This is a genomic window from Pseudomonas oryzihabitans, assembly GCF_014522265.1.
Classification (GTDB): domain Bacteria; phylum Pseudomonadota; class Gammaproteobacteria; order Pseudomonadales; family Pseudomonadaceae; genus Chryseomonas; species Chryseomonas aestiva.
Map to the genome: position 1 here is coordinate 2,943,638 of NZ_CP017024.1, position 24,137 is coordinate 2,967,774.

At 65.5% G+C, this 24,137-nt stretch carries 20 protein-coding genes; 7 read left to right on the forward strand and 13 right to left on the reverse strand.

Features of this window, described 5'->3' with window-relative positions:
• Positions 1-84 precede the first annotated feature (84 nt).
• The 9 genes from BGI51_RS13585 to BGI51_RS13625 form a co-directional block, all read right to left on the reverse strand.
• Positions 85-1,110, reverse strand: a complete 1,026-nt coding sequence (locus BGI51_RS13585; protein WP_133859869.1) for a peptide ABC transporter ATP-binding protein — start codon at positions 1,108-1,110, stop codon at positions 85-87.
• Positions 1,097-2,128 (reverse strand): ABC transporter ATP-binding protein, encoded by a 1,032-nt coding sequence (locus tag BGI51_RS13590; RefSeq protein WP_133859868.1) that lies wholly within the window; start codon positions 2,126-2,128, stop codon positions 1,097-1,099. Before BGI51_RS13590 ends, BGI51_RS13585 begins: the two co-directional genes overlap by 14 nt.
• On the reverse strand, positions 2,125-3,036 hold the full coding sequence (locus tag BGI51_RS13595; protein ID WP_027602553.1) for an ABC transporter permease subunit: 912 nt from the start codon (positions 3,034-3,036) through the stop codon (positions 2,125-2,127). Before BGI51_RS13595 ends, BGI51_RS13590 begins: the two co-directional genes overlap by 4 nt.
• Before the next feature lie 22 nt (positions 3,037-3,058).
• Positions 3,059-4,069: an ABC transporter permease subunit gene (locus BGI51_RS13600; RefSeq protein WP_133859866.1), complete on the reverse strand. Its 1,011-nt coding sequence runs from the start codon at positions 4,067-4,069 to the stop codon at positions 3,059-3,061.
• Positions 4,070-4,429: 360 nt separating this feature from the next.
• Positions 4,430-5,848: an OprD family outer membrane porin gene (locus BGI51_RS13605; protein ID WP_187978671.1), complete on the reverse strand. Its 1,419-nt coding sequence runs from the start codon at positions 5,846-5,848 to the stop codon at positions 4,430-4,432.
• Between the two features lie 145 nt (positions 5,849-5,993).
• Complete coding sequence (locus BGI51_RS13610) at positions 5,994-7,586, reverse strand: ABC transporter substrate-binding protein (protein WP_187978672.1); 1,593 nt, start codon at positions 7,584-7,586, stop codon at positions 5,994-5,996.
• 42 nt (positions 7,587-7,628) lie between these two features.
• Positions 7,629-9,227 carry an ABC transporter substrate-binding protein gene (locus BGI51_RS13615; RefSeq protein WP_187978673.1) on the reverse strand — a complete coding sequence of 533 codons (1,599 nt, stop codon included), beginning with the start codon at positions 9,225-9,227 and terminating at the stop codon, positions 7,629-7,631.
• A 70-nt stretch (positions 9,228-9,297) separates the two neighbouring features.
• On the reverse strand, positions 9,298-10,896 hold the full coding sequence (locus BGI51_RS13620) for an ABC transporter substrate-binding protein (RefSeq protein ID WP_059314002.1): 1,599 nt from the start codon (positions 10,894-10,896) through the stop codon (positions 9,298-9,300).
• A gap of 246 nt (positions 10,897-11,142) precedes the next feature.
• On the reverse strand, positions 11,143-11,850 hold the full coding sequence (locus tag BGI51_RS13625; protein WP_158892193.1) for an SIMPL domain-containing protein: 708 nt from the start codon (positions 11,848-11,850) through the stop codon (positions 11,143-11,145).
• Between the two features lie 177 nt (positions 11,851-12,027).
• Between BGI51_RS13625 and BGI51_RS13630 the strand changes: the two genes are divergently transcribed.
• The 6 genes from BGI51_RS13630 to BGI51_RS13655 all read left to right on the forward strand — a co-directional run bounded on the left by BGI51_RS13630 (position 12,028) and on the right by BGI51_RS13655 (position 19,037).
• Entirely contained in the window at positions 12,028-13,287 is a 1,260-nt protein-coding gene (locus BGI51_RS13630; RefSeq protein ID WP_183631112.1) for an ATP-binding protein, read from the forward strand.
• Positions 13,288-13,303: 16 nt separating this feature from the next.
• Complete coding sequence (locus tag BGI51_RS13635; protein WP_007159542.1) at positions 13,304-13,864, forward strand: response regulator transcription factor; 561 nt, start codon at positions 13,304-13,306, stop codon at positions 13,862-13,864.
• 281 nt (positions 13,865-14,145) lie between these two features.
• Entirely contained in the window at positions 14,146-15,879 is a 1,734-nt protein-coding gene (locus tag BGI51_RS13640; protein WP_187978674.1) for an ABC transporter ATP-binding protein/permease, read from the forward strand.
• A gap of 83 nt (positions 15,880-15,962) precedes the next feature.
• A complete protein-coding gene (locus tag BGI51_RS13645) occupies positions 15,963-16,715 on the forward strand; it encodes a FadR/GntR family transcriptional regulator (RefSeq protein ID WP_178083873.1) in 753 nt (250 codons plus the stop codon).
• A gap of 133 nt (positions 16,716-16,848) precedes the next feature.
• Positions 16,849-17,760, forward strand: coding sequence for a 5-dehydro-4-deoxyglucarate dehydratase (gene kdgD / locus BGI51_RS13650; protein ID WP_133859859.1), 912 nt, complete (start codon positions 16,849-16,851; stop codon positions 17,758-17,760).
• A gap of 257 nt (positions 17,761-18,017) precedes the next feature.
• Positions 18,018-19,037, forward strand: a complete 1,020-nt coding sequence (locus BGI51_RS13655) for an alginate lyase family protein (protein ID WP_252977077.1) — start codon at positions 18,018-18,020, stop codon at positions 19,035-19,037.
• Positions 19,038-19,045: 8 nt separating this feature from the next.
• Here the strand turns inward: BGI51_RS13655 and BGI51_RS13660 are convergent, their stop codons facing one another.
• From BGI51_RS13660 to gatC, 4 genes are all read right to left on the reverse strand, one after another.
• The gene (locus BGI51_RS13660) at positions 19,046-19,444 is read right to left on the reverse strand and encodes a septal ring lytic transglycosylase RlpA family protein (RefSeq protein WP_187978675.1); all 399 of its coding nucleotides are present in this window, start codon (positions 19,442-19,444) and stop codon (positions 19,046-19,048) included.
• Between the two features lie 89 nt (positions 19,445-19,533).
• Positions 19,534-20,982, reverse strand: a complete 1,449-nt coding sequence (gatB, locus tag BGI51_RS13665; RefSeq protein ID WP_187978676.1) for an Asp-tRNA(Asn)/Glu-tRNA(Gln) amidotransferase subunit GatB — start codon at positions 20,980-20,982, stop codon at positions 19,534-19,536.
• A gap of 14 nt (positions 20,983-20,996) precedes the next feature.
• The gene (gene gatA / locus BGI51_RS13670; protein WP_187978677.1) at positions 20,997-22,448 is read right to left on the reverse strand and encodes an Asp-tRNA(Asn)/Glu-tRNA(Gln) amidotransferase subunit GatA; all 1,452 of its coding nucleotides are present in this window, start codon (positions 22,446-22,448) and stop codon (positions 20,997-20,999) included.
• A gap of 8 nt (positions 22,449-22,456) precedes the next feature.
• A complete protein-coding gene (gene gatC, locus BGI51_RS13675; RefSeq protein WP_187978678.1) occupies positions 22,457-22,744 on the reverse strand; it encodes an Asp-tRNA(Asn)/Glu-tRNA(Gln) amidotransferase subunit GatC in 288 nt (95 codons plus the stop codon).
• Positions 22,745-22,976: 232 nt separating this feature from the next.
• Between gatC and mreB the strand changes: the two genes are divergently transcribed.
• Positions 22,977-24,014 carry a rod shape-determining protein MreB gene (mreB, locus tag BGI51_RS13680; RefSeq protein ID WP_133859853.1) on the forward strand — a complete coding sequence of 346 codons (1,038 nt, stop codon included), beginning with the start codon at positions 22,977-22,979 and terminating at the stop codon, positions 24,012-24,014.
• Positions 24,015-24,137 lie beyond the last annotated feature (123 nt).

Here is a 24,137-nt window from a genome sequence, read left to right on the forward strand (position 1 = left end):
CATGGCGGTGCGCCGTAGCGACCGCTCCTACAGGTTACGGTACACCCTGTAGGAGCGGCCCATGGCCACGATCAGCTTTTCCAGCTAGAGAAAGTTCTCCGCATAGTGGCAGGCCACCTGGCGGGCTTCCACGTTGCGCAACGCCGGGACCTCGGTCTTGCACTTCTCCGTCGCATAGGGGCAGCGACGGTGGAAGACGCAACCGGGTGGCGGATCCAGCGGGTTGGGCAGCTCGCCCTGGATGCGGATGCGCGGCTTGCTCGGGTCCGGGTGCAGACTCGGGGTGGCCGACAGCAGCATCTGGGTATAGGGATGCAGGGGCCGCTCGAACAGCAGGTCGCGGCTGGTCTTTTCGACGATGCAGCCCAGGTACATCACCATCACTTCATCGGCGATGTGGCGCACCACCGACAGGTTGTGGGAGATGAACACATAGGCGGTCCGGTACTGCTGCTGCAGATCCATGAACAGGTTGAGCACCTGCGCCTGGATGGACACGTCCAGCGCCGAGGTCGGCTCGTCCGCCACCAGCACCTTGGGCTGCAGCATCATGGCGCGGGCTACGGCGATGCGCTGGCGCTGGCCACCGGAGAACATGTGCGGATAGCGCTGGTAGTGCTCCGGCCGCAAGCCCACCTGCTGCATCATCGCCTGTACCTTCTCGCGCCTTTCGGTGCGGGAGAGGCTGGTGTTGATCTGCAGCGGCTCGGCCAGCTGGTCGCCGATCTTGCGGCGTGGATTGAGCGAGGCATAGGGATTCTGGAACACCATCTGCACCTCGCGGCGCAGTTCCTTGCGGCGGGCGGCGTCGGCGTTTGCCACGTCCTGACCGCCGATGACCAGGCTGCCGGCGGTGGGCTGCTCGATCAGGGTCAGGGCGCGGGCCAGGGTCGACTTGCCACAACCCGACTCACCCACCACGGCCAGGGTGCGCCCGGCCTGAAGGTCGAAGGAGACGCCGTTGAGCGCCTTGACCGTGGCGTTGTCCTTGAACAGGCCGCGGGAGATTTGATAGTGCTGGGTCAGGCCCTTGGCTTCGAGCACGAGGTGCTCGGGCGCCTGCTCCGGGGTGGTGGAGCGGGCGAGGACGGTGGCTTCAGACGGCGCCATGGCGATCCTCCGGCAACTGGCTGGGACGTTGATGTTCGGGCAGCACCGCAGGCGCCTCGCCCGGGGCGACGTTGCGCGGGAAGAAGCAGCGCACCGCACCACGGTCGTAGGGCTCCAGCGCCGGACGCTCCTGGCAGCGCGGCTGCACATAGGGGCAGCGCGGGCTCAGCAGGCAGCCGGCGGGCCGGTCGTAGCGACCGGGAACGATGCCGGGCAGGGTGTGCAGGCGGTCCGTCTGGCTGTGCTCGGGAATGGCCGCCAGCAGGGCTTCGGTATAGGGGTGGGCGGGGGCGTCGAACAGGGTCGGCACCACGCCTTTCTCCACCGCCTGGCCGGCGTACATCACCACCACGCGCTGGGCGGTCTCGGCCACCACGGCGAGGTCGTGGGTGATGAGGATCAGGCCCATGCCCTCGTCGCGCTGCAGATTGACCAGCAGCTCCATGATCTGCGCCTGGATGGTCACGTCCAGGGCGGTGGTGGGTTCGTCGGCAATCAAGAGGCGCGGCTCGGCGGCGATGGCCATGGCGATGGCGACGCGCTGGCTCATGCCCCCGGACAGCTGGTGCGGATAGGCGCCCAGGCGACTGGCCGCGGCCGGGATCTCGACCTTTTCCAGCAGCTCCAGGGCGCGCTGGCGAGCGGCGCGACCCTTGAGGCCCAGGTGCTGGCGGATCACCTCTTCCAGCTGGAAGCCCACGGTGTAGCTGGGGTTGAGCGCCGTCATCGGGTCCTGGAAGACCATCGACAGCTCCTTGCCGATCAGATGTCGCCGGCGGCGGCCCTTGAGGCTGAGCAGGTCCTGGCCGTCGAAGGCCAGGCGGTCGGCGGTGATGCGGCCGGGGTGATCGATCAGGCCCATCACGGCCATCATGGTCACCGACTTGCCGGAGCCGGATTCACCGACGATGGCGACGATCTCGCCCTGATCCACGGTGAGATCGAGGCCTTCCACCACCGGCGGGGCGTCGGTGCCGCCGAAGCGCACCGAGAGGTTCTGGATTTCGAGGAGGCTCATGACTGCACCTTCAGACGCGGATCGAGGGCATCGCGCAGGCCGTCGCCCATCAGGTTGATGGCCAGCACGGTGAAGAGGATGGCGAGACCCGGTAGGGTCACCACCCACCAGGCGCGCTCGATGTAGTCGCGGGCCGAGGCCAGCATGGTGCCCCACTCGGGGGTGGGCGGCTGCACGCCGAGGCCGAGGAAGCCCAGGGCGGCGGCATCGAGGATCGCCGAGGAAAAGCTCAGGGTCGCCTGGACGATCAGCGGCGCCATGCAGTTGGGCAGCACGCTGACGAACATCAGCCGCAGGGTACCGGCGCCGGCCAGCCGCGAGGCGGTGACATAGTCGCGATGCAGTTCGCCCATCACCGCGGCGCGGGTCAGGCGGACATAGGAGGGCAGCGAGACGATGGCGATGGCCACCACGGTGTTGATCAGGCCTGGGCCGAGGATGGCGACGATGGCCACGGCCAGCAGCAGCGAGGGCAGCGCCAGCATGATGTCCATCAGGCGCATGATCACCGGACCGGCACGGTTGGGCGAGAAGCCGGCGACCAGCCCGAGCAGGATGCCGGGGATCAGCGAGAAGACCACCGAGGCCAGGCCGATCAGCAGCGACAGCCGGGCGCCATGGATCAGCCGGCTGAGCAGGTCACGTCCCAGCTCGTCGGTGCCCAGGGGGAACTGGCTGTTGCCACCGTCCAGCCACAGCGGCGGGGTGAGCATGAAGTCGCGGAACTGCTCGCTGGGCGCATGGGGTGCGACCCAGGGCGCGAAGAGCGCGCAGAACACCACGATGACCATGAAGATCAGCCCGCCGAGGGCGCCCTTGTTGCGGGCGAAGGCGTGCCAGAACTCCTTGAAGGGAGAGGGATAGAGGGCGCTCGGGTCTTGAGCGGCCGGGGTGTTTACCGTTGTCATAGGCTCTGTCCGTATGGGCGCATCAACGCTGGTGGCGGATGCGCGGATTGACCAGGCCGTAGAGGATGTCCACGACGAAATTGACCAGGATGACCAGGGTGGCGATCAGCAGGATGCCGTTCTGCACCACCGGATAGTCCCGGGCGCCGATGGCCTCGATCAGCCACTTGCCGATGCCGGGCCAGGAAAAGATGGTCTCGGTGAGCACCGCGCCGGAGAGCAGGCTGCCGACCTGCAGGCCGAGCACCGTCAGCACCGGGATCAGGGCGTTGCGCAGGGCGTGGACGAAGACCACCCGCCCCGGCGACAGGCCCTTGGCGCGAGCGGTGCGCACATAGTCCTCACGCAGGACCTCGAGCATGGCCGAGCGGGTCATGCGGGCGATCACCGCCAGGGGGATGGTGCCCACCACGATGGCCGGCAGGATCAGGTGCTTGAGGGCATCGACGAAGGCGCCGGGCTCGTCGGAGAGCAGGGTGTCGATGAGCATGAAGCCGGTGCGCGGCGGGATGTCGTAGAGCAGGTCCAGGCGACCGGAAACCGGGGTCCAGCCGAGCTGCACGGAGAACAGCATGATCAGCAGCAGGCCCCACCAGAAGATCGGCATGGAATAGCCGGTCAGGGCCACGCCCATCACCCCGTGGTCCACCGTGGTGCCGCGCCTGAGGGCGGCGATGATGCCGGCCAGCACACCGAAGACCGTGGCGAACAGCATGGCCGCCACCGAGAGTTCCAGGGTGGCCGGGAACAGGGTCAGGAATTCGTCCCAGACCCCGACGCGACTGCGCAGGGATTCGCCTAGGTTGCCCTGGGCAAGGTTGCCGATGTAGTCGAAATACTGCTGGTACAGGGGCTTGTCGAGGCCCAGGCGGTGCATGGCTTCGGCGTGCATCTGCGGATCGACGCGGCGTTCGCCCATCATGACCTCCACCGGATCGCCGGGGATGAGGCGGATCAGGGCGAAGGTCAGCAGGGTGACGCCAAAGAACGTCGGTATCAGCAGCCCGAAGCGACGGGCGATGAAGGCGAGCATCGGAGGGGGTATCTCCTCTTGAGGCTGATCAAGACGGCGCGAGTACATGCCCGGCCGCGTTTTTAAGTGAGAGCCCGCGCAAAAGCTAATGAGCTTTTGATCTGACTCTCAGACCTTGTGGGTCTGGATTCATCCCTGACGAGACCATCCTGGTCCGCAACGAACGACACCTGCGGACAGCAGGCTCGTTCGGTCCTACGAATAGGTTCGAAGAGCGCTCTGGAGCAAGGCTCCAAACCCGGCAGACTACCACGTTGCCACGGGCGTCGATATCCTCGACACGGCCCGGGCTTCGCCGGTGTTCGCAGCGCGATCCCGGCCAGATGCCGGACACTGCGTGGAAGCCGCCGGGTCCCGCCATTACAGCAGGTTGAACGGCAGGGTGGAGACCAGGCGCAATTCCTTGACGTTGCCGTCGACCTGGTTCTGGCTGGCGCGGTGATCGGTCAGCAGCAGGCGGAAGCGACTGTCCTTGAGCGCGCCCTGCTGCACCTTGTAGGTGGTGACCAGGCCGATCTCATGGTGCTTCTCGCCATCCTGCTGCAGGACCTCGGCATAGTTGGCGTACTTGCCGGCGCCGGCATCATAGTGGGTGCCGTCGATGTCCCAGCCCTTGGCGTACCAGACACCGGTGCTCAGGCCGGGCACGCCGAAGTAGCTCCAGTCGGTCTCGTAGCGGATCTGCAGCGACTTCTCGTTGGGGCCGTTGTAGTCCGAGACCAGGGAGTTGGCCAGGTAGATGGCCGCGGTCTCGTGGGCGTAGTCGAAGTACTCGTTGCCGTCGATCTGCTGGTAGGCCAGGGTCAGGCTGTGGGCCTGGTGGCTGCCGGTGAACGCCAGGCTCCAGGCGGTGTTGTCGATGTCACCAGCCTTGGCGCTGCCGGCATCGACGGTGCGGTAGGCGTTGGCCACCGCCTTCCAGGCGAAGGTATCAAGAGAACCGCCGGCCTGGGTGACGCTCAGGAAGTACTGATTCCAGACGTCCTCGAAGTTGGCGCCATAGACGCTGACTTCCCAGCCCTGGGGCAGCTTGTAGTTGCCACCGAGAAAGCTCAGGCGGTCGGCGGTGACCTCGCGGGTACCGTACTCGGTGGTCCACTTCTCGTCGCCGGCACCAGTCCGCGGACTGACGCGGGTGAAGCTGCCACCCTGCAGCGAGAGGTTGTCCCATTCGTCGCTGGTCAGGGCGAAGCCGTCGAAACCGGAGGGGAAGGGCCGGTTGTCGTTGTAGCTGATCACCGGGGTGTCGAGCATGAACCGGCCGATCTTGAGCTCGGTGTTGGAGACGCGGAAGCGCGCATCGGCGATGCCCAGCTTGGACCACTCGGCATGGCCCTCGCCCTCGGCGTTGGCCAGGGTGCGGTTGCCGCCGCCACCGATCTGACCCTTGCCCCGCTCCAGGTTGGTGGCCTGATAGCCGGCCACGTCGATACCGAAGCCCACCGGGCCCTGGGTGTAGCCGGAGCTGTACTTGAGCGCGGTGGCCTGGACCCAGGTATTGCGCGAGTGGGTGCGCACCCGGGTGCCGTTCTTGCTGTAGCTGAAGATCGGATCGGAGCTGGTCTCGCGGGCAAAGAAGTTGCGCGTGGTCAGGGTCAGGCTGTCGTCGGCGAAAAAGCCCTTGGCGCCTGCCTGGCCCTTCACCGGCTTCTGCACGTTGGGCAGGGTCTGGACCTCGTTGGCGTAGCTGGGATCTTCCGGCGCCGGGGACTGGGCGTGGGCGGTCAGGGCCAGGGTGAGCAGGGAGAGGGCGAGGCCTCCCCGGTGGACGTTGGTCATCAGGTGTGCTCCAAAGCGGTCGTTTTTTCTGTTATCTGGGCGTTTTCCGGCACGGCCGAACCCGTCGCGCCGAAACACGGCGCGAGGCGGGAAAGGTCGAGGGACGGGCCGCCCGGGCCCGGTCGCTTACGGCATCAGTTGCCGATCAGTCGAGGGTCACCGTGGAGAAGTCGTAGACCCCCAGCGGACTCTGCACATAGCCCTGCACCTTGGGTTGCAGGACATCGGTGAACAGCGGGTGCGCCAGCGGAATCCAGGGCATCTGCTGGTGGAAGATCTGCTGGGCCTGCTCGTAGAGCGCGGTACGCTGGGCCGGGTCGTTGATGCGCTTGGCCTTTTCGATGGCGTCGTTGAAGGCCTTGTCGCACCAGAAGGCGCGGTTCTCGCCGCCCTGCACCGCGGCGCAGCTCAGGTTGTTGGTGAGGAAGTTGTCCGGATCCCCGTTGTCGCCGGTCCAGCTCATCATCATCAGGTCGTGCTCGCCGGCCTTGGTGCGCTTGACGAACTCGCCCCACTCGAACTGGGTGATCTCGGCCTTGATGCCGATCTTGGCCAGGTCGCCCTGGATCAGCTGGGCCACCAGGGCCGGACTGCCGCCGGGGCCGGTACCGGTGCTGATGTAGTACTTGAGGGTGAAGCCATCGGCGTAGCCGGCTTCCTTGAGCAGCGCCTTGGCCTTTTCCAGGTCATGGGGCCAGGCCTTGATGTCCTTGGCGTAGCCCAGCAGCGAAGAGGGATAGGGATTGATCGCCGCCTTGGCGCCGCCTTCGCCGAACACCGTCTTCAGGTAGTTCTGCTGATCGAAGGCCATGGCGATGGCCTGGCGCACCCGCACGTCGCTCAGCGCCTTGTGCTTGGTGTTCATCGCCAGGTAGGAGGTGGTCTGGCTTTCCACCTGGGCCAGCTTGAGGCTCTTGTCCTGCTTGAGCATCGGCACGTCCTGCGGTTTCACCGTCAGGCCGATCTGGCATTCGTTGTTGCGTACCCGCTGGATGCGCACATTGGGGTCCAGGGTCACCGCCAGCACCAGGCCATCCATCTGCGGCTTCTTGCCGAAGTAGTCCGGATTGACCTTGTAGCGGGTGTTGGAATCCTTGGCATAGCGCTGGAAGACGAAGGGACCGGTGCCGATGGGCTTCTGGTTGATGTCGTCGGTCTTCTTGCTGGCCAGCAGGCTGTCGGCGTATTCCTTGGACAGGATCGAACCGAAGGCCATCGCCAGGTCGGCGAGGAAGGGCGCCTCGGGCTGGTTGAGGGTGAAGCGCACGTGGCTGTCGTCCACCTTGTCGATGGACTTGATCAGGCTGCCCATCTCCATGGCCGCCGCATAGGGATAGCCGCTGGGGGAGAGGTTGTACCAGGGATTGTTCTTGTCGAGCATGCGCTCGAAGCTGAACACCACGTCGTCGGCGTTGAAATCACGCGTCGGCTTGAAGTAGTCGGTGGTGTGGAATTTCACCCCCTGGCGCAGGGCGAAGGTGTACTGCAGGCCATCGGGGGAGACCTCCCAGCTTTCGGCCAGGCCCGGCTCCAGCTCGGCGGTGCCCTGCTTGAATTCCACCAGGCGGTTGTACAGCGGCGTGGCCGAGGCATTGAAGGTATAGCCGGAGGTGTAGCGACCCGGATCGAAGCCTTCCGGATTGGCCTCGGTGCAGACCACCAGGGGCCGGGCCAGGGCGGCATTGGCCGTCAGGCAGAGGAGGGCGGCGAGAGACAGCGAGAATAGCGGTTTGGACACGGAAGGCTCCTCGTGAAGGCCCGCAGGGCGGGCCGGACAGAATCAGCGGTCGAGGCTTACGCCATAGAAACCGGTGACGCCAAAGGGATTGATCTTGAAGCCCTGCACTTCTTTGCGCATGGGCTGGGACACCACCGAGTGGGCCATGGGGCTCACCGGCATCTGCTGGCGAATGAGCTGCTGCGCCTGCTCGTAGAGCCGGGTGCGTTCGGCGCGATCGTTGCTGGTCTTGGCCTTCTGGATGAGGGCGTCGTAGTCCTTGTCGCACCAGCGCGCATAGTTGCTGCCGCCGATGGCGCTGCAGCCGTAGAGCACGCCCAGCCAGTTGTCCGGATCGCCGTTGTCGCCGGTCCAGCCATAGGTCAGCACATCGTGTTCGCCAGCCTTGGCGCGCTTGATGTACTCACCCCATTCGTAGCTGACGATCTTGGCCTTGATGCCGACCTTGGCCCAATCCTGCTGGATCATCTGCGCCGACTGGCGGGCGTTGGGATTGGAGGCGCGCTGCACCGTCATGGCCCAGAGCGCGATCTCGGTGCCGTCCTTGATCCCCGCCTGCTTGAGCAGCGCGCGGGCCTTGGTCGGATCATAGGGCGCGCCCTTGATATTCTTGTCGTAGGACCACTGATTCGGCGGGATCACGTTCTGCGCGACCTGACCGGCGCCCTGGAACACGGTGTCGACGATGGCCTGCTTGTTGATGGCCATGTCCAGGGCACGCCGCACCTCGGGCTTGTCCAGCGGCGGGTGCTGGACGTTGTAGGCAAGGAAGCCGACGTTGAAGCCCGGCTGCTGCAGGACCTTGAGGTTGGCATCCTGCTTCATCTCCACCAGGTCCGCCGGACGCGCATAGCCGCTGACCTGGCACTCGTTGGCCTTGAGCTTCTGCAGGCGGGTGGCGGCGTCGGGGGTGATGGCGAAGATCAGGTTGTCGAGCTTGACGTCCTCGGGCTTCCAGTAGTCCGGATTGCCCTTGAAGCGGATCACCGCATCCTTCTGGTAGCGGCTGAAGACGAAGGGGCCGGTGCCGATGGGCTGCTGGTTGAGCAGCTCCGGCTTGCCCTCCTTGAGCAACTGCGCGGCGTACTCCGCCGACTGGATGGAGGCGAAGCTCATGGCCAGGTCGGCGGCGAAGGCGGCATCGACCTTGTTCAGGGTGAAGACCACGGTGTGGTCGTCGACCTTGGCCACCTTGGCGATGTTCTGGTCCAGCCCCATGTCGGTGAAGTAGGGGAATTCCGTGGGGTAGGCCTTACGGAACGGCTGCTCCTTGTCGAGCATGCGCTGGAAGGTGAAGACCACGTCGTCGGCAGTGAAGTCGCGGGTGGGCTTGAAGTAGTCGGTGGTATGGAATTTCACGCCCTGGCGCAGGTGGAAGGTATAGGTCCTGCCATCCGCGCTCACGTCCCATTTGGTAGCCAGGCCCGGCTCCAGGGTGGTACCGCCACGCTGGAACTGCACCAGGCGGTTGAAGACGGTTTCCGCGGAGGCATCGAATTCGGTGCCCGAGGTGTATTGCGCCGGATCGAAACCGGCCGGGCTGGCTTCCGAGCAATAGACGAGATTGCTCGCCGCCTGGGCGAGCGGAGCACAGGCGAGCAGGCTCGCCGCCAGCAACGAGTAGGCGTAGGGAAGGCGCATGGGTCTCACTCCATCAGTCAAATGAACGGCCAGGGCCGGGAGTCTGGCTCCCAGCCTTGGCCAAGAGGCTTCACTTGCTGACGCTGACGCCGTAGAACTCGTTCAACCCGAAGGGGCTGATCTTGTAGTCCTGGACTTCCTTGCGCATCGGCATGTAGACCGTGGAATGCGCGATGGGCGTCATGGGTACCTGCTGCTTGAGCACCTGCTGGGCCTGTTCGTAGAGCTTGGTGCGCTCGCCCTGGTCGGTCACGCGCTTGGCCTTGACCACCAGGTCCTCGAACGGCTGGTAGCACCAGCGGGAGAAGTTGTTGCCACCGATGGCCTTGCAGCCGAAGAGGGTCGCCAGCCAGTTGTCGGGGTCGCCGTTGTCGCCGCTCCAGCCGATCAGCATGATGTCCTGCTCGCCGCTCTTGGAGCGCTTGATGTACTCGCCCCATTCGTAGCTGACGATCTTGGTCTTGACGCCGATCTTGGCCCAGTCCTGCTGCAGCATCTCTGCCATCAGGCGCGCATTGGGATTATAGGGACGCTGCACCGGCATGGCCCAGAGGGTAAGTTCGGTGCCTTCCTTGAAGCCGGCTTCCTTGAGCAGGGCCTTGGCCTTTTCCGGATCGTAGGGCGCGTCCTTGATGGACTTGTCGTAGGACCACTGGGTCGGCGGCATGGCGTTGACCGCCACCTGGCCGGCGCCCTGGTAGACGGCGTTGATGATGGCCTCCTTGTTGACGGCCATGTCCATCGCCTGACGCACCTTGAGCTTCGCCAGATCGCCATGTTCGACGTTGTAGGAGATGTAGCCCAGGTTGAAGCCCGGCTGCGACGGCAGCTTGAGATTCGGGTCCTTCTTCAGGCCGTCCAGGTCCGCCGGACGCGGATAGACGGTGATCTGGCACTCGCCGGCCTTGAGCTTCTGCATCCGTACCGAAGGATCGGTGTTGATGGAGAAGATCAGGTTGTCCACCTTGGGCCCATCGACCTTGTCCCAGTAGTCCGGGTTGGCCTTGTAGCGGATCACCGCATCCTTCTGGTAGCGGCTGAAGACGAAGGGACCGGTGCCGATCGGCTTCTGGTTGATCTCGGCAGCCTTGCCGGCCTTGAGCAGCTTGTCGGCGTATTCGGCCGACTGGATCGACGGGAAGGGCATCGCCAGGTTCTGCAGGAAGGCGGCGTCCACTTCGTTGAGGGTCATGCGCACCGTGTAGTCGTCGACCTTTTCCACCTTGGCGATGTTCTGGTCGAGGCCCATGTCGGTGAAGTAGGGGAATTCGGTGGGGTAGGCCTTACGGAACGGATTGTCCTTGTCCAGCATGCGCTGGAAGGTGAAGAGGACGTCATCGGCATCGAAGTCGCGGGTCGGCTTGAAGTAGTCCGTGGTGTGGAATTTCACGCCCTTGCGCAGGTGGAAGGTGTACACCTTGCCGTCTTCGCTGATGTCCCAGCTCTCCGCCAGACCCGGCTTGACCTGGGTACCGCCGCGCTCGAACTGGGTCAGCTTGTTGAAGATGGTTTCCGCCGACGCATCGAAATCGGTGCCAGTGGTGTATTGCGCCGGATCGAAACCGGCCGGGCTGCCTTCGGAGCAGAACACCAGGTTGGTTGCCTGGGCCAGGGGTGCGCCGGCCAGCAGACCGGAAGCGAAGAGGGCAGCGAGTACGTTCTTGTGCATGGAGACCTCATGTCGGGGACGGCGCAACACGATGTGGCGTTGCGAAACAGAATGCCGATGTCTTGTGGACAGATGAGCCCACATGCACAGCTTATGCCCATGTCCATAGCTCAGGCGAGCTATTGACCCTGAGCGACCCAAACAGGAAACAGATGTCGCAAAGATGTAAGACGAGGTATCACGACGGGAAGGCAGTGCGCACCAAAAGTGCGCACCGATACAGCGTTGTTACTTTTCTGCCCTAGATCAGGGCATCTGTACCTCGATGGTACCGCCCGCAGTCACTTCGACGGTGGTGGTACCGGGGGCAACGTCCGGAGTCACGGCATCGCTGGCAGCTTTCATCGCCGACATGCGCAGCATCGGCAGCGGCTGGGGTACGCCACTGGTGCCCAGGTCCAGGTTGACGATGCGATAGCCCGAGCCACCCAGGGCTTCGGTGGCCAGCTGGGCACGCGCCTTGAAGGCGGCCACGGCGTCCTTGAACAGGGCATCCTCCTGCTGCTTGCGGGTGCCATCGGCAATGGTGAATTGCAGGTTGCCCATCTTCAGGTTGCCCAGCAACTCGCCGGTCAGCTTGGACAGGGCAGCGAAGTCGGCGCTTTCCAGACGCAGTTCGCCGCGCTCGCGCCAGGCATTGATGGCGCGGCCCTGGTCTTCGTAGACCGGGTAAGTGTTGCGATTGCCCAGGGAAACGTCCACGCCGGCGACCTTGCGCGCCTGTTCCAGGGCGGCGTTGAGGGTCTTGGTGGTGTCGCTGGCCAGGGCCGCCGGATCCTGGCCCTGGCTTTCGGTGTAGAGCATGACCTGCATGCGGTCGCGCGGCACCTCACGACTGACCTCGGCCCTCAGGCTGATCTGGTTGTAGCGCGCTTCGTCGGCCTGGGCGCCGGTGGCGAGCAGGGTACTGAACAGGGCGGCGCCCAGCACGAGCGGGCGTAGGGAAGGGGTCATGGTGTTCTCCTGGTTGGCAGTACGACAGCGGTGTGACCGCGGACCCGGCGGATGGTGCGTCGCTTTGCCGCGTCGGCGGCTGCGGACGGATACCCATCGCTATAATGCCAAGTCTGCTCTGACCGGCAGGTCCCTCGGGGCTGCCGTCTCGATCGTTTCTTGCGCCTGGAACCTCGCATGTTCTCCTTGCCCGTTCAATGGTTGTCCGCCAATCGCCAGAATCTCGGGCGCCTGGTCCTTATCCGCGTGCTGGTACTGGCCGCCCAGGCCGGCTCGGTGGGTATCGCCCGGCTGTCGGGCATCGTCCAGCTGCCCTGGACGGCCCTGGCCATCACTCTGGGCGTCTCGGCGGTGCTCTGCCTGTTCGCCGCCCTGCGGCTGACCCGCCCCTGGCCGGTCACCGAGCAGGAGTACGCCGCGCACCTGGGTTGCGACCTGGCCATTCACAGCGCCCTGCTGTATTTCGCCGGCGGACCCACCAACCCCTTCGCCTCCTATTACCTGGTGCCCCTGACCATCGCCGCGGCCACGCTGCCCTGGCTCTATACCCTGGTGCTGGCGGCCCTGACCCTGGCGGTCTTCTCGCTGATGCTGCTGTCCTACGAGCCGCTGCACCTGCTGGTGGCCAACGATGGCGCGGTGCTCAGCTACGGCATGTGGCTGAGCTTCGCTCTGTCCGCCGCCGTCATCACCCTGTTCGTCGCGCGCATGGCCACCGCCCTGCGCGAGCAGGAAAGCCTGCAGGCCCAGCGCCGCGAGCAGGCCATGCGCGATCAGCAACTGCTGGCCGTGGCCACCCAGGCCGCCGGCGCCGCCCACGAGTTGAGCACGCCGCTGTCCACCATGAGCGTGCTGCTCAAGGAGCTGCAGCAGGAGTACGCCGGCCAGCCGACCCTGAGCGAAGACCTGGCGCTGTTGCAGGCCCAGGTCGGGCAGTGCAAGCAGACCCTGCAGCAACTGGTACGCGCCGCCGAAGCGGACCGCCGCCAGACGGTGCAGGAGCAGACCGCCGTGGAATGGCTGGAGGCGACCATGGATCGCTGGCACCTGATGCGACCGGAAGCCACCTACAGCTTCGAGGTGGTCAGTCTGGGCACGCCGCCGCGCCTGACGCCGCCGGTCGAACTTACCCAGGCACTGCTGAATCTACTCAACAACGCCGCCGACGCCTGCCCGGAAAACCTGGCCATCCGTCTGCACTGGGACGCCCGCGAATTGTGCCTGTCGATTCGTGATCACGGTGCCGGAGTGCCCCTGGCCATTGCCGAGCAGCTCGGCAAGCCCTTCTTTACTACCAAGGGCAAGGGCTTCGGCCTGGGCCTGTTTCTCAGCCAGGCCAGCGTCACCCGCGCCGGCGGCACGGTGAAGCTCTACAATCACGAAGAAGGCGGCACCCTGACCGAATTGCGCCTGCCGCGGCACTACGCCCTGGCGTGAATGCCTGGAGAATTCTATGACTGACGACCTCAACAGCGGTTTCGACGACCAGCCCCACATCCTGCTGGTCGACGACGATCCCACCTTTACCCGGGTGATGGCCCGCGCCATGGACCGCCGCGGTCTGCGCGTGTCCATCGCCGACAGCGCCGAGGAAGGCCTGCAACTGGCCAAGGAAGACCTGCCGGACTACGCCGTGCTCGACCTGAAGATGGAAGGCGACTCGGGGCTGGTGCTGCTGCCCCAGCTGCTGGAGCTGCATCCGGAGATGCGCGTGGTGATCCTCACCGGCTACTCCAGCATCGCCACCGCGGTGGAAGCCATCAAGCGCGGCGCCACCAACTACCTGTGCAAGCCGGCCGATGCCGACGACGTCCTGGCTGGCCTGCTCGCCCAGCACGCCGATCTCGACACCCTGGTGCCGGACAATCCCATGTCGGTGGACCGCCTGCAGTGGGAGCACATCCAGCGGGTGCTGTCCGAGCACGAAGGCAACATCTCGGCGACCGCACGCGCCCTGGGCATGCATCGCCGTACTCTGCAGCGCAAGTTGCAGAAGCGTCCGGTCCGCCGCTGAGAACCTATTCAAAGTCGGCTGCGCGTCGGCCAATCAGCGTTGAAAAGACCTTCGGAATGCTCATTTGACACTCGTAAACCCGAGCGCGGGTCCGATCCGCTTCCTCAGGTCTTTTTGCCTTGTTTGGCTTTAGCGCGCGACTTTGAACAGGCTCTTTCTGCTCGCCATCGCCCACGGTAGCGTGGGCGACAAACTGTTACATTGTTTCAGTCAGAATTCATTCAGGCTTTCCGGCATAGGCTGTGCAAGCGTCTCCTTGAGCAGTCCCTGAGAGTCCGAGCATGTCCGAATCCGCCGTACCCGTGCCCTCCGTCTACGGTGCTTCCCGTGGGCATTTCCTGGCCCGCGTCTGGGCCCTGATCACCCCCTACTGGCGCAGCGAAGAGAAAGGCAAGGCCTGGCTCCTGCTGTCCGTGGTCATCGCCCTGTCCCTCGCCGGGGTCGGCCTGTCGGTGGCCCTGAACACCTGGTACCGCTACTTCTACGATGCCCTGCAGAATCGCGATCTGGCCGCCTTCATCCGGCTGATGCTGTACTTCTGCGGACTGGCCGCCACCGCCATCCTGCTGGCCGTGTACCGCCTCTATCTGACCCAGGCGCTGACCATCAACTGGCGGCGCTGGCTGACCGAAAAGCACTTCGGCCTCTGGCTGTCGGATCGCAACTACTACCAGCTGGAACGCGAAGGCGGCGCCGATAACCCCGACCAGCGCCTCACCGAAGACATCCGCGACTTCGCCGACACCACCCTGAGCCTTGGGCTGGGCTTCATCCGTACGGTGGTCAGCCTGGTGTCCTTCAGCGTCATCCTGTTCGGCATCTCCGGCGACATCACCCTGTTCGGCATCACCATCCCGGCCTATATGTTCTGGGCCGCGCTGATCTACGCCACCATCGGCACCTGGCTGACCCATCTGATCGGCCGGCGACTGATCGGCCTCTACAACCAGCAGCAACGCTATGAAGCCGACCTGCGCTTCGGCCTGATCCGCGTCCGCGAAAAGGCCGAGAGCGTGGCGCTGTTCCGCGGCGAAGCCAACGAGCACCGGCGCCTGCTGGATCGCTTCGGCTACGTCTGGGGCAACTACCACCTGGTGATGAACTACACCAAGCGGCTGACCTTCTTCACCGCCGGCTACAGCCAGATCGCCATCATCGCCGGCTTCGTGCTGGCCGCGCCGCGCTATTTCTCCGGCAAGATCCAGCTGGGCGACCTGATGCAGATCAACTCGGCCTTCGGCAATGTCCAGGAGAGTCTCAGCTGGTTCGTCGACGCCTATGTCAGCCTGGCCGGCTGGCGCGCCGTCTCCGACCGTCTGCTGACCTTTCGCGAGACCATGGCCGAATTCAGCCAGGAGGCCGACATCCTGGTGCCCCATGCCAGTGACAGCGACCTGATCCTGGAAGGGCTTTCCCTGGGCGCCGCCGGCCGGTTGCTGCTGCATCCCACCGATCTGCGCATCGCCCGTGGCGAACACCTGCTGATCGAAGGTGCCTCGGGCAGTGGCAAGAGCACCCTGTTGCGGGCCCTCGCCGGACTCTGGCGGCAAGGGCAGGGCGGTATCGCCGTACCGCCGGGGCGCCAGCTGTTCCTGCCGCAGCAACCCTATCTGCCCATTGGCACCCTGCGCGAAGCCCTGGCCTATCCGCAACCCGTGGCGGCCTACAGTGACGAGCGCCTGACCGAAGTCCTGCGGCACTGTCGCCTGGATCACCTGGTGGAGCACCTCGACGAAAGCCGTCATTGGGAACGTACCCTGTCGCCGGGCGAGCAGCAGCGCGTCGCCCTGGCCCGGGCGCTGCTCTATGCACCCGACTGGCTGTTTCTCGACGAAGCCAGCTCGGCGCTGAGCGAAGCGGACGAGCGCGCGCTCTATGAGCGCCTGCTGGCGGAGAACCCCGGCCTGACCCTGGTCAGCGTCGGCCATCGTCCGAGTCTGCGCGCCTACCACCGTCGCCACCTGCTGCTGGAGGGGCAAGAGTTGCGTCCTAGAGCGGTCGGCGAGGCATCCTGATATGGACTAAGCGGTCTAAATCGGGCGTTTGGGAGGAGGGGGGTGCTATGATTCCAGAGTCCCTTCAATCGGTACGAGAATCCATGTCAGCACCCACCGTATCCCGCCCCCGAAAAAGACCCCGTAGCCTGGCAGAAGAGGTCGTCGGGGTGCTGATTCAGCAGATCGGCGACGGCCAATTCCAGCCCGGCGACAAGCTTCCCACCGAGTCGGCCATCATGCAGGCCCAGGGCGTGAGCCGCACCGTGGTGCGCGAGGCCATTTCCCGACTGCAGGCCGGTGGCTATGTGGAGACTCGCCACGGCATCGGCACCTTTGTGCTGGAGCGGCGCCCCGAGTCGCCGCTGCCGATCGATCCGGCCACCATCACCACCCTCAAGGACGTGCTGGCGATGCTCGAGTTGCGCATCAGCCTGGAAGTCGAGGCCGCCGGCCTGGCCGCCCAGCGCCGCTCGGCCGAGCAACTGCAGGCCATGTGGGCGTTGCTGGAAGCCATGCGTACCGGCGTCGAGCAGCCCGATCGTGCGGTGAGCGCCGACCTGGAGCTGCATCTGCTGATCGCCAGCTCGACCGGCAATCGCTATTTCAGCGACATCATGAGCTACCTGGGCACGGTGCTGATTCCCCGGACCCGCCTCAATTCCGCCTATCTCGCCCACGATGACCAGCAGCTCTACCAGCGTCGTCTGGATGCCGAGCACGAAGCCATCCTCCAGGCCATCGAAGACGGCAACCTGGAAGCGGCTCGCGCAGCCATGCGTCTGCACCTGAGCAACAGCCGCGAGCGCCTGAGACGCGCTCACGAAGAAATGGAGCGCCAGGCGGAAGAGGTCTGAAACGGGGCTGGAGCGTCTTGAGGAGCATTTTTCTGGTTGGGGCTTGCCCCTTCCATAAAAGAGGTTGTACGATGACTTACAACAGGTAGCGGACCTGCCGCACCTCAGTCCAACCTATGCCGAGGCACTCAAGATGACTCCACAAGAACTCAAACACGTCCTCTCTTCCGGTCTGCTGTCCTTCCCGCTGACCGACTTCGATGCCAACGGCGACTTCCGCCCCGATACCTATGCCAAGCGCCTGGAGTGGCTAGCTCCCTATGGCGCGACCGCGCTGTTCGCCGCCGGCGGCACCGGTGAATTCTTCTCGCTGGAAGCCAGCGAATACAGCGGCGTCATCAAGACCGCGGTGGACACCTGCCAGGGCAGCGTGCCGATCCTCGCCGGTGTCGGTGGCTCCACCCGCCAGGCCATCGCCTATGCCCAGGAAGCCGAACGGCTGGGCGCCAAGGGCCTGCTGCTGCTGCCGCACTACCTGACCGAAGCCAGCCAGGACGGCGTGGCCGCCCATGTCGAAGCCGTCTGCAAGTCGGTCAAGATCGGCGTGGTGGTCTACAACCGCAACGTCTGCCGCCTGCAGCCCCATCACCTGGAGCAACTGGCCGAGCGCTGCCCGAATCTGATCGGCTACAAGGACGGCCTGGGCGACATCGAACTGATGGTCGCCATTCGCCGTCGCCTGGGCGATCGCTTCAGCTACCTGGGCGGCCTGCCCACCGCCGAAGTCTATGCCGCCGCCTACAAGGCGCTGGGCGTGCCGGTCTATTCCTCGGCCGTGTTCAACTTCGTGCCCAAGACCGCCGTGCAATTCTACGAGGCCATCGCCCGTGACGATCACGAGGCGGTCGGCAAGCTGATCGACGACTTCTTCCTGCCATATCTGGAAATCCGCAACCGTTGCGCCGGCTATGCCGTCAGCATCGTCAAGGCGGGCGCCAAGATCGCCGGCTACGACGCCGGTCCCGTGCGGACTCCGCTGACCGATCTCAAGCGGGACGAATACGAGCAGCTGGCCGCGCTGATGGACAAGCTCGGTCCGCAGTAAGGTCTGCTACCCGGGAGGTGCTCCGGCATCTCTCCTCCCGTTGCACAACCCGCGGCCAGTCGCTTGGTCGCGGGCTTTTTTTTGCCCGCTCGCCGGGGTTGGCAGACCTTCGGCAGCACGCGGCAAAAGGCGATCGGCTTAAGCTATCGCTAAGGACCGGGTGCGAGTCTGAGCAGACCAGCGCGCCTGAGCGTGAAGCCGGGCAGGGTGGCGCTCCAGCCCTTTCCTGAGCAACGCTTCGCTTGGAGGTCCCCGCCATGAGCGCCGCCCTGCTGTATCTCGCCCTGGCTGCAGCCCCCGGACACACGACCTGCCTGGCGGCAAGACCGCCCTCGGCCGCGGCGCTGGCGCAGGCGGTCAGTCATCCTCCCGCGGCCGAGCCCCAGGCGCTGCCGGTCCTCCATACCGCAGGCACCCTGCCGCATACCGGCATCCACGACCAGTCCGCCGCGGCGGTACGGGATTTCGGCTACATGCTCGATCTGGCGCTGGCCTGGCGGGACAGTCGCGATGCCGCGGCCCTGGCGCGCCTGGCCAGCTATCTCGATGCCTGGCTGCCAGGGTATCGGCCCAGCTTCCAGCCCATCGACGAGACCAATCTGAGCAATCTCATCGTCGCCTATCAGCTGACCGCGGCGGACCTACCCGCCGCGACGGCTCGGCGTTCCCGCGCCTTCATCAAGACCCTGGCCGAGGGTTATCTGCAGCAGATGGCGGCGCATCGGGGGGATGCCCACGGCGTCTGGAGCAACAACTGGCAGAGTCACAGGATCAAATTGGCGACCCTGGCCGCCGGCGCGCTGGACGATCCGGCGCTGTTCGCCCGGGCGCGGGCGGCCTTCGTGGCGCAGCTGTCGGTCAATCTCAAGCCCGATGGCGAGGTGCTGGACTTCGGCGAGCGCGATGCCCTGCACTATGTCGTCTACGACCTCGAACCCCTGGTGCTGGCGGCGGCGGTGGCCCAGGGTCGCGGCGAGGACTGGTTGCACCTGCCAGGCGCTGAAGGCCAGACCCTGGCCAGGGCGCTCGACTGGCTGCTGCCCTATGCGCAGGGCCAGCGCAGCCACGAGGAGTTCCGCAATACGACGGTACGCTTCGATGTGCAGCGTGCCCAGGCCGGGCTGCCCGGCTATTCAGGCACCTGGCAGCCCCGGGGCGCCAGAAACCTGTACTGGTCGGCCAGTCTGCTCGATCCGCGCTATGCGTCCATCGCCCGCCAGCTCGCTGCGGCACCGCCGCGGCTGCTGTGGGCCTATGCCCCGGCCTGTCAGGGCTAGCGCCCCTATCAGTCCAGGCTGCGGATGCTGACCCGGGAGGTGCCGTCGGCCACCATATCGAGCCGATCGGCCGCGCTGCGCGACAGGTCGATCAGGCGTCGACGAACCGTCGGGCCGCGATCGTTGATGCGCACCACCACGCTGCGGCCGTTGGCCAGATTGGTGACTTGGACGCGGGTGCCGAAGGGCAGGGTGCGGTGGGCGGCGGTCAGGGCGCCAGGGTCGTATTTTTCACCGCTGGCGGTACGGCGACCGGCGTGCCACTTGGAGTAGAAGGACGCCATGCCGGTGTCCTGATAGTCATGGGCAGCGCTGGAGGACAGCGTGGGCGGGAAGCTTTCCTGACTGGCGCAACCGGCGAACAGCAGGACCAGCGACAGCAGTCCGGCACAGTGGATCCTATGCATCTCGATGCCTCCTGGCAAAACGACCGGCAGCAGCTTAAGGGCTCGCACCGAGGCTGTCAGCCCCGGTCCGTAACCCCGTACGACTGCCGTCAGCCTTCCAGTTTCTGCTTGAGCAGCTGGTTGACCTGGCCGGGGTTGGCCTTGCCCTTGGAGGCCTTCATCGCCTGGCCGACAAAGAAGCCGAACATCTTGCCGCGCTTGGCTTCGTCGCTGGCGCGGTATTGCTCGACCTGGGCGGCATTGGCCACCAGGACCTCGTCCAGCATCGCCTCGATGGCACCGCTGTCGGTGACCTGCTTGAGACCCTTGGCTTCGATGATGGCATCGGCGCTCGCGCCTTCGCCGGCGGCCAGCGCCTCGAACACCATCTTGGCGATCTTGCCGGAGATGGTGTCGTCCTTGATGCGCAGGATCAGGCCGCCCAGCTGGGCCGCGCTCACCGGCGCCTGGGCGATGTCCAGGTCCTGCTTGTTGAGCAGGCTCGACAATTCGCCCATCACCCAGTTGGCCGCCAGCTTGGCGTCGCCGCTCACCTGCTGGACTTCCTCGAAGTAGTCGGCCAGTTCGCGGCTGGCGGACAGCACGCTGGCGTCATAGACCGACAGCCCGTACTCGCTCTGGAAGCGATCGCGCTTCTCGGTCGGCAGCTCGGGCAGCTGACTGCGCACCTCGGCCAGGAAGGCCGGCTCGATCACCACCGGCAAGAGGTCGGGGCAGGGGAAGTAGCGGTAGTCGTTGGCTTCTTCCTTGCTCCGCATGGAGCGGGTCTCGTCCTTGTTGGGATCGTACAGGCGGGTTTCCTGCACCACCTTGCCGCCGTCCTCGAGGAGTTCGATCTGGCGCTGAACCTCGTGGTTGATGGCCTTCTCGATGAAGCGGAAGGAGTTGACGTTCTTGATCTCGGCGCGGGTACCGAAGGCCTCCTGGCCCTTGGGGCGCACCGAGACGTTGCAGTCGCAACGCAGCGAACCCTCGGCCATGTTGCCGTCGCAGATGCCCAGGTAGCGCACCAGGGCATGGATGGCCTTGACGTAGGCCACGGCTTCCTTGGCGCTGCGGATGTCCGGCTCGGAGACGATCTCCAGCAGCGGCGTGCCGGCGCGGTTCAGGTCGATGCCGCTCATGCCGTGGAAGTCTTCGTGCAGGCTCTTGCCGGCGTCTTCTTCCAAGTGCGCGCGGGTGATGCCGATGCGCTTGACGGTGCCGTCTTCCAGGGTGATGTCCAGGTGCCCCTTGCCGACGATGGGATGATCCATCTGGCTGGTCTGGTAGCCCTTGGGCAGGTCCGGGTAGAAGTAGTTCTTGCGCGCGAAGACGTTGCGCTCGGCGATCTCGGCATCGATGGCCAGGCCGAACTTGCAGGCCATGCGCACGGCCTCGGCGTTGAGCACCGGCAGGGTGCCGGGCATGCCGAGGTCGACCAGGCTGGCGTGGGCGTTGGGCTCGGCGCCGAAGCTGGTGGCGCTGCCGGAGAAAATCTTCGATTGAGTGCTGAGCTGAGCGTGGATCTCAAGCCCGATCACGGTTTCCCATTGCATGTCTCTATCCTTCCTCAGAAGCCGCTCGGCGCCTGGCGATGCCAGTCGCTGACCTGCTGGTACTGGTGGGCGACGTTGAGCAGACGGCCTTCCTGGAAATAGTTGCCGAGCAGTTGCACGCCCACCGGCAGGCCGTCGACGAAGCCGGCCGGCATCGACAGGCCGGGAATGCCGGCGAGGTTGGCGGCGATGGTGTAGAGGTCTTCGAGATAGGCGGAGACCGGGTCGTTGCTCTTCTCGCCGAGTTTCCAGGCCAGGTTCGGCGTGGTCGGGCCGAGGATGACGTCGACCTCGGCGAAGGCCGCGACGAAGTCGTTCTTGATCAGCCGGCGGATGCGCTGGGCCTTGAGGTAGTAGGCGTCGTAATAACCGGCCGACAGGGCATAGGTACCGACCATGATGCGGCGCTTCACCTCGGCGCCGAAGCCTTCGCCACGGGATCTCTTGTAGAGATCTTCCAGATTGACCGGATTCTCGCAGCGATAGCCGAAGCGCACGCCGTCGAAGCGTGACAGGTTGGAACTGGCTTCGGCCGGGGCGATGACGTAGTAGGCCGGAATCGCGTGCTGCAGGGTGGGCAGCGAGATGTCCTTGACGGTGGCGCCGAGCTTCTTGAGCGCCTCGACCACGGCCAGCACCTTCTCGCCGATGCGGGCGTCCAGGCCGGCACCGAAGTATTCCCGCGGCAGACCGATGCGCAGGCCGCTCAGCGGCTGCTGCAGGGCCGCCTGGTAGTCGTCCACCGGCTGGTCGACGCTGGTGGAGTCCTTGGGGTCGAAACCGGCCATGGCCTGCAGCAGCAGGGCGCAATCCTCGGCAGTGCGCGCCAGCGGGCCGCCCTGATCGAGGCTGGAGGCGTAGGCGATCATGCCCCAGCGCGAGACGCGGCCGTAGGTGGGCTTGATGCCGGTGAGGTTGGTCAGGGCCGCCGGCTGGCGAATCGAGCCGCCGGTGTCGGTGCCGGTGGCGGCCGGCAGCAGGCGCGCGGCCACGGCCGCGGCGGAGCCACCGGAAGAGCCGCCCGGTACCCGGGTGACGTCCCAGGGATTCTTCACCGGACCGTAGTGGCTGGATTCGTTGGCCGAACCCATGGCGAATTCGTCCATGTTCAGCTTGCCGAGGGAGACGGCGCCAGCCGCGGCCAGTCGCTCCACCACGGTGGCGTCATAGGGCGCCTTGAAGCCGGTGAGGATCTTCGAGCCGCAGCTGGTCAGCACCCCCTGGGTGCAGAACAGATCCTTGTGGGCGAGAGGCGCACCGAGCAGGGCGCCGTTTTCGCCGGCGGCGCGCCGCGCGTCGGCAGCCCGCGCCTGGGCCAGCGCCTGGTCGGTGGTCACGGTGATGAAGCTGTTGAGCCGGGGGTCGAGCTGTTCGATCCGCTGCAGCAGGCCGCGGGTCAGTTCCTCGGCGGAAAAATCCTTGGCGGCCAGGGCGGCAGCGATTTCGGTCAGGGTCAGCTGATGCATGTCGTGTCTCACTCGATCACCTTGGGAACCAGGTACAGGCCGGCTTCCACGGCCGGGGCGATGGCCTGGTAGGCCTCGCGCCGGTCGTCTTCGGTGGCCTGGTCGGGTCGCAGGCGCTGGGTGGCTTCCAGCGGGTGGGCGAGGGGGGCGATACCCGTGGTATCCACGGCCTGCATCTGGTCGACGAGGCCGAGGATGTCGTTGAGGGTGGCGGTGGTAGCGGCGAGATCCGCCTCATCGAGACCCAGGCGGGCCAGGTGAGCGATCTTTTCGACGTCGGTGCGTTCGAGCGCCATCGGCTTCTCCAAGCAGGAAGGCGGCGTGACCCGGTTGGCGGCCGCGTATGCTGGAGACGGGCTGGGCGGGTCGGGCGCCGCGTTGAACAGGGGCTTAACGGCCCGGAAAAGCTCTCAATCTAGCATATCGGCGCCTTGCCCTAAATCCCTGCGATTGTTAGAGTCTGCCGCACTTTTTTACCCGCACGTTTGTCCTGTCGCGTGCCTGCTTGTCACCGCCTAGGGTCACCTCATGTTCAAGAAATTGCGTGGCATGTTCTCCAGCGATCTGTCGATCGACCTGGGAACCGCCAACACCCTGATTTATGTCCGCGAGCGTGGCATCGTGCTCAACGAGCCGTCGGTCGTCGCCATCCGTACCCATGGCAACCAGAAGAGCGTCGTCGCCGTCGGTACCGACGCCAAGCGCATGCTCGGTCGGACGCCGGGCAACATTGCCGCCATCCGCCCGATGAAGGACGGCGTCATCGCCGACTTCAGCGTCTGCGAAAAGATGTTGCAATACTTTATCAACAAGGTGCACGAGAACAGCTTCCTGCAGCCCAGTCCGCGGGTGCTGATCTGCGTGCCCTGCAAGTCGACCCAGGTCGAGCGCCGCGCCATTCGCGAATCCGCGCTGGGCGCCGGTGCCCGTGAGGTGTTCCTGATCGAGGAGCCGATGGCCGCGGCCATTGGCGCCGGTCTGCCGGTCGAGGAAGCCCATGGCTCCATGGTCGTCGACATCGGTGGCGGCACTACCGAGATCGCCCTGATCTCGCTGAACGGCGTGGTCTATGCCGAATCCGTCCGCGTCGGCGGCGATCGCTTCGACGAAGCCATCGTCACCTACGTGCGTCGCAACTACGGCAGCCTGATCGGCGAATCCACCGCCGAGCGCATCAAGCAGGAAATCGGTACCGCCTACCCGGGCGGCGAGGTCCGCGAGATCGACGTCCGTGGCCGCAACCTGGCCGAAGGCGTACCGCGCAGCTTCACCCTCAATTCCACCGAGGTGCTCGAAGCCATGCAGGAGTCCCTGGCGACCATCGTCCAGGCGGTCAAGAGCTGCCTGGAGCAGTCGCCGCCGGAGCTGGCCTCCGACATCGCCGAGCGTGGCCTGGTGCTGACCGGTGGTGGCGCCCTGCTGCGCGACCTGGACAAGCTGCTGTCGCTGGAAACCGGCCTGCCGGTGATCGTCGCCGAAGACCCGCTGACCTGCGTGGCCCGTGGCGGCGGCAAGGCGCTGGACATGATGGATCGCCACGCCATGGACCTGCTGTCCACCGAATAAGGCAGTTCCAGGCTACAGGCCCCGCTCCGGCCGCCCCTGGCGGCCGGAGCGCCGGGCGCGTTCTGCGAGGAACTCACCATCAAGCCGATTTTCAGCAAAAGCCCGGCGCTGGGCATTCGTCTG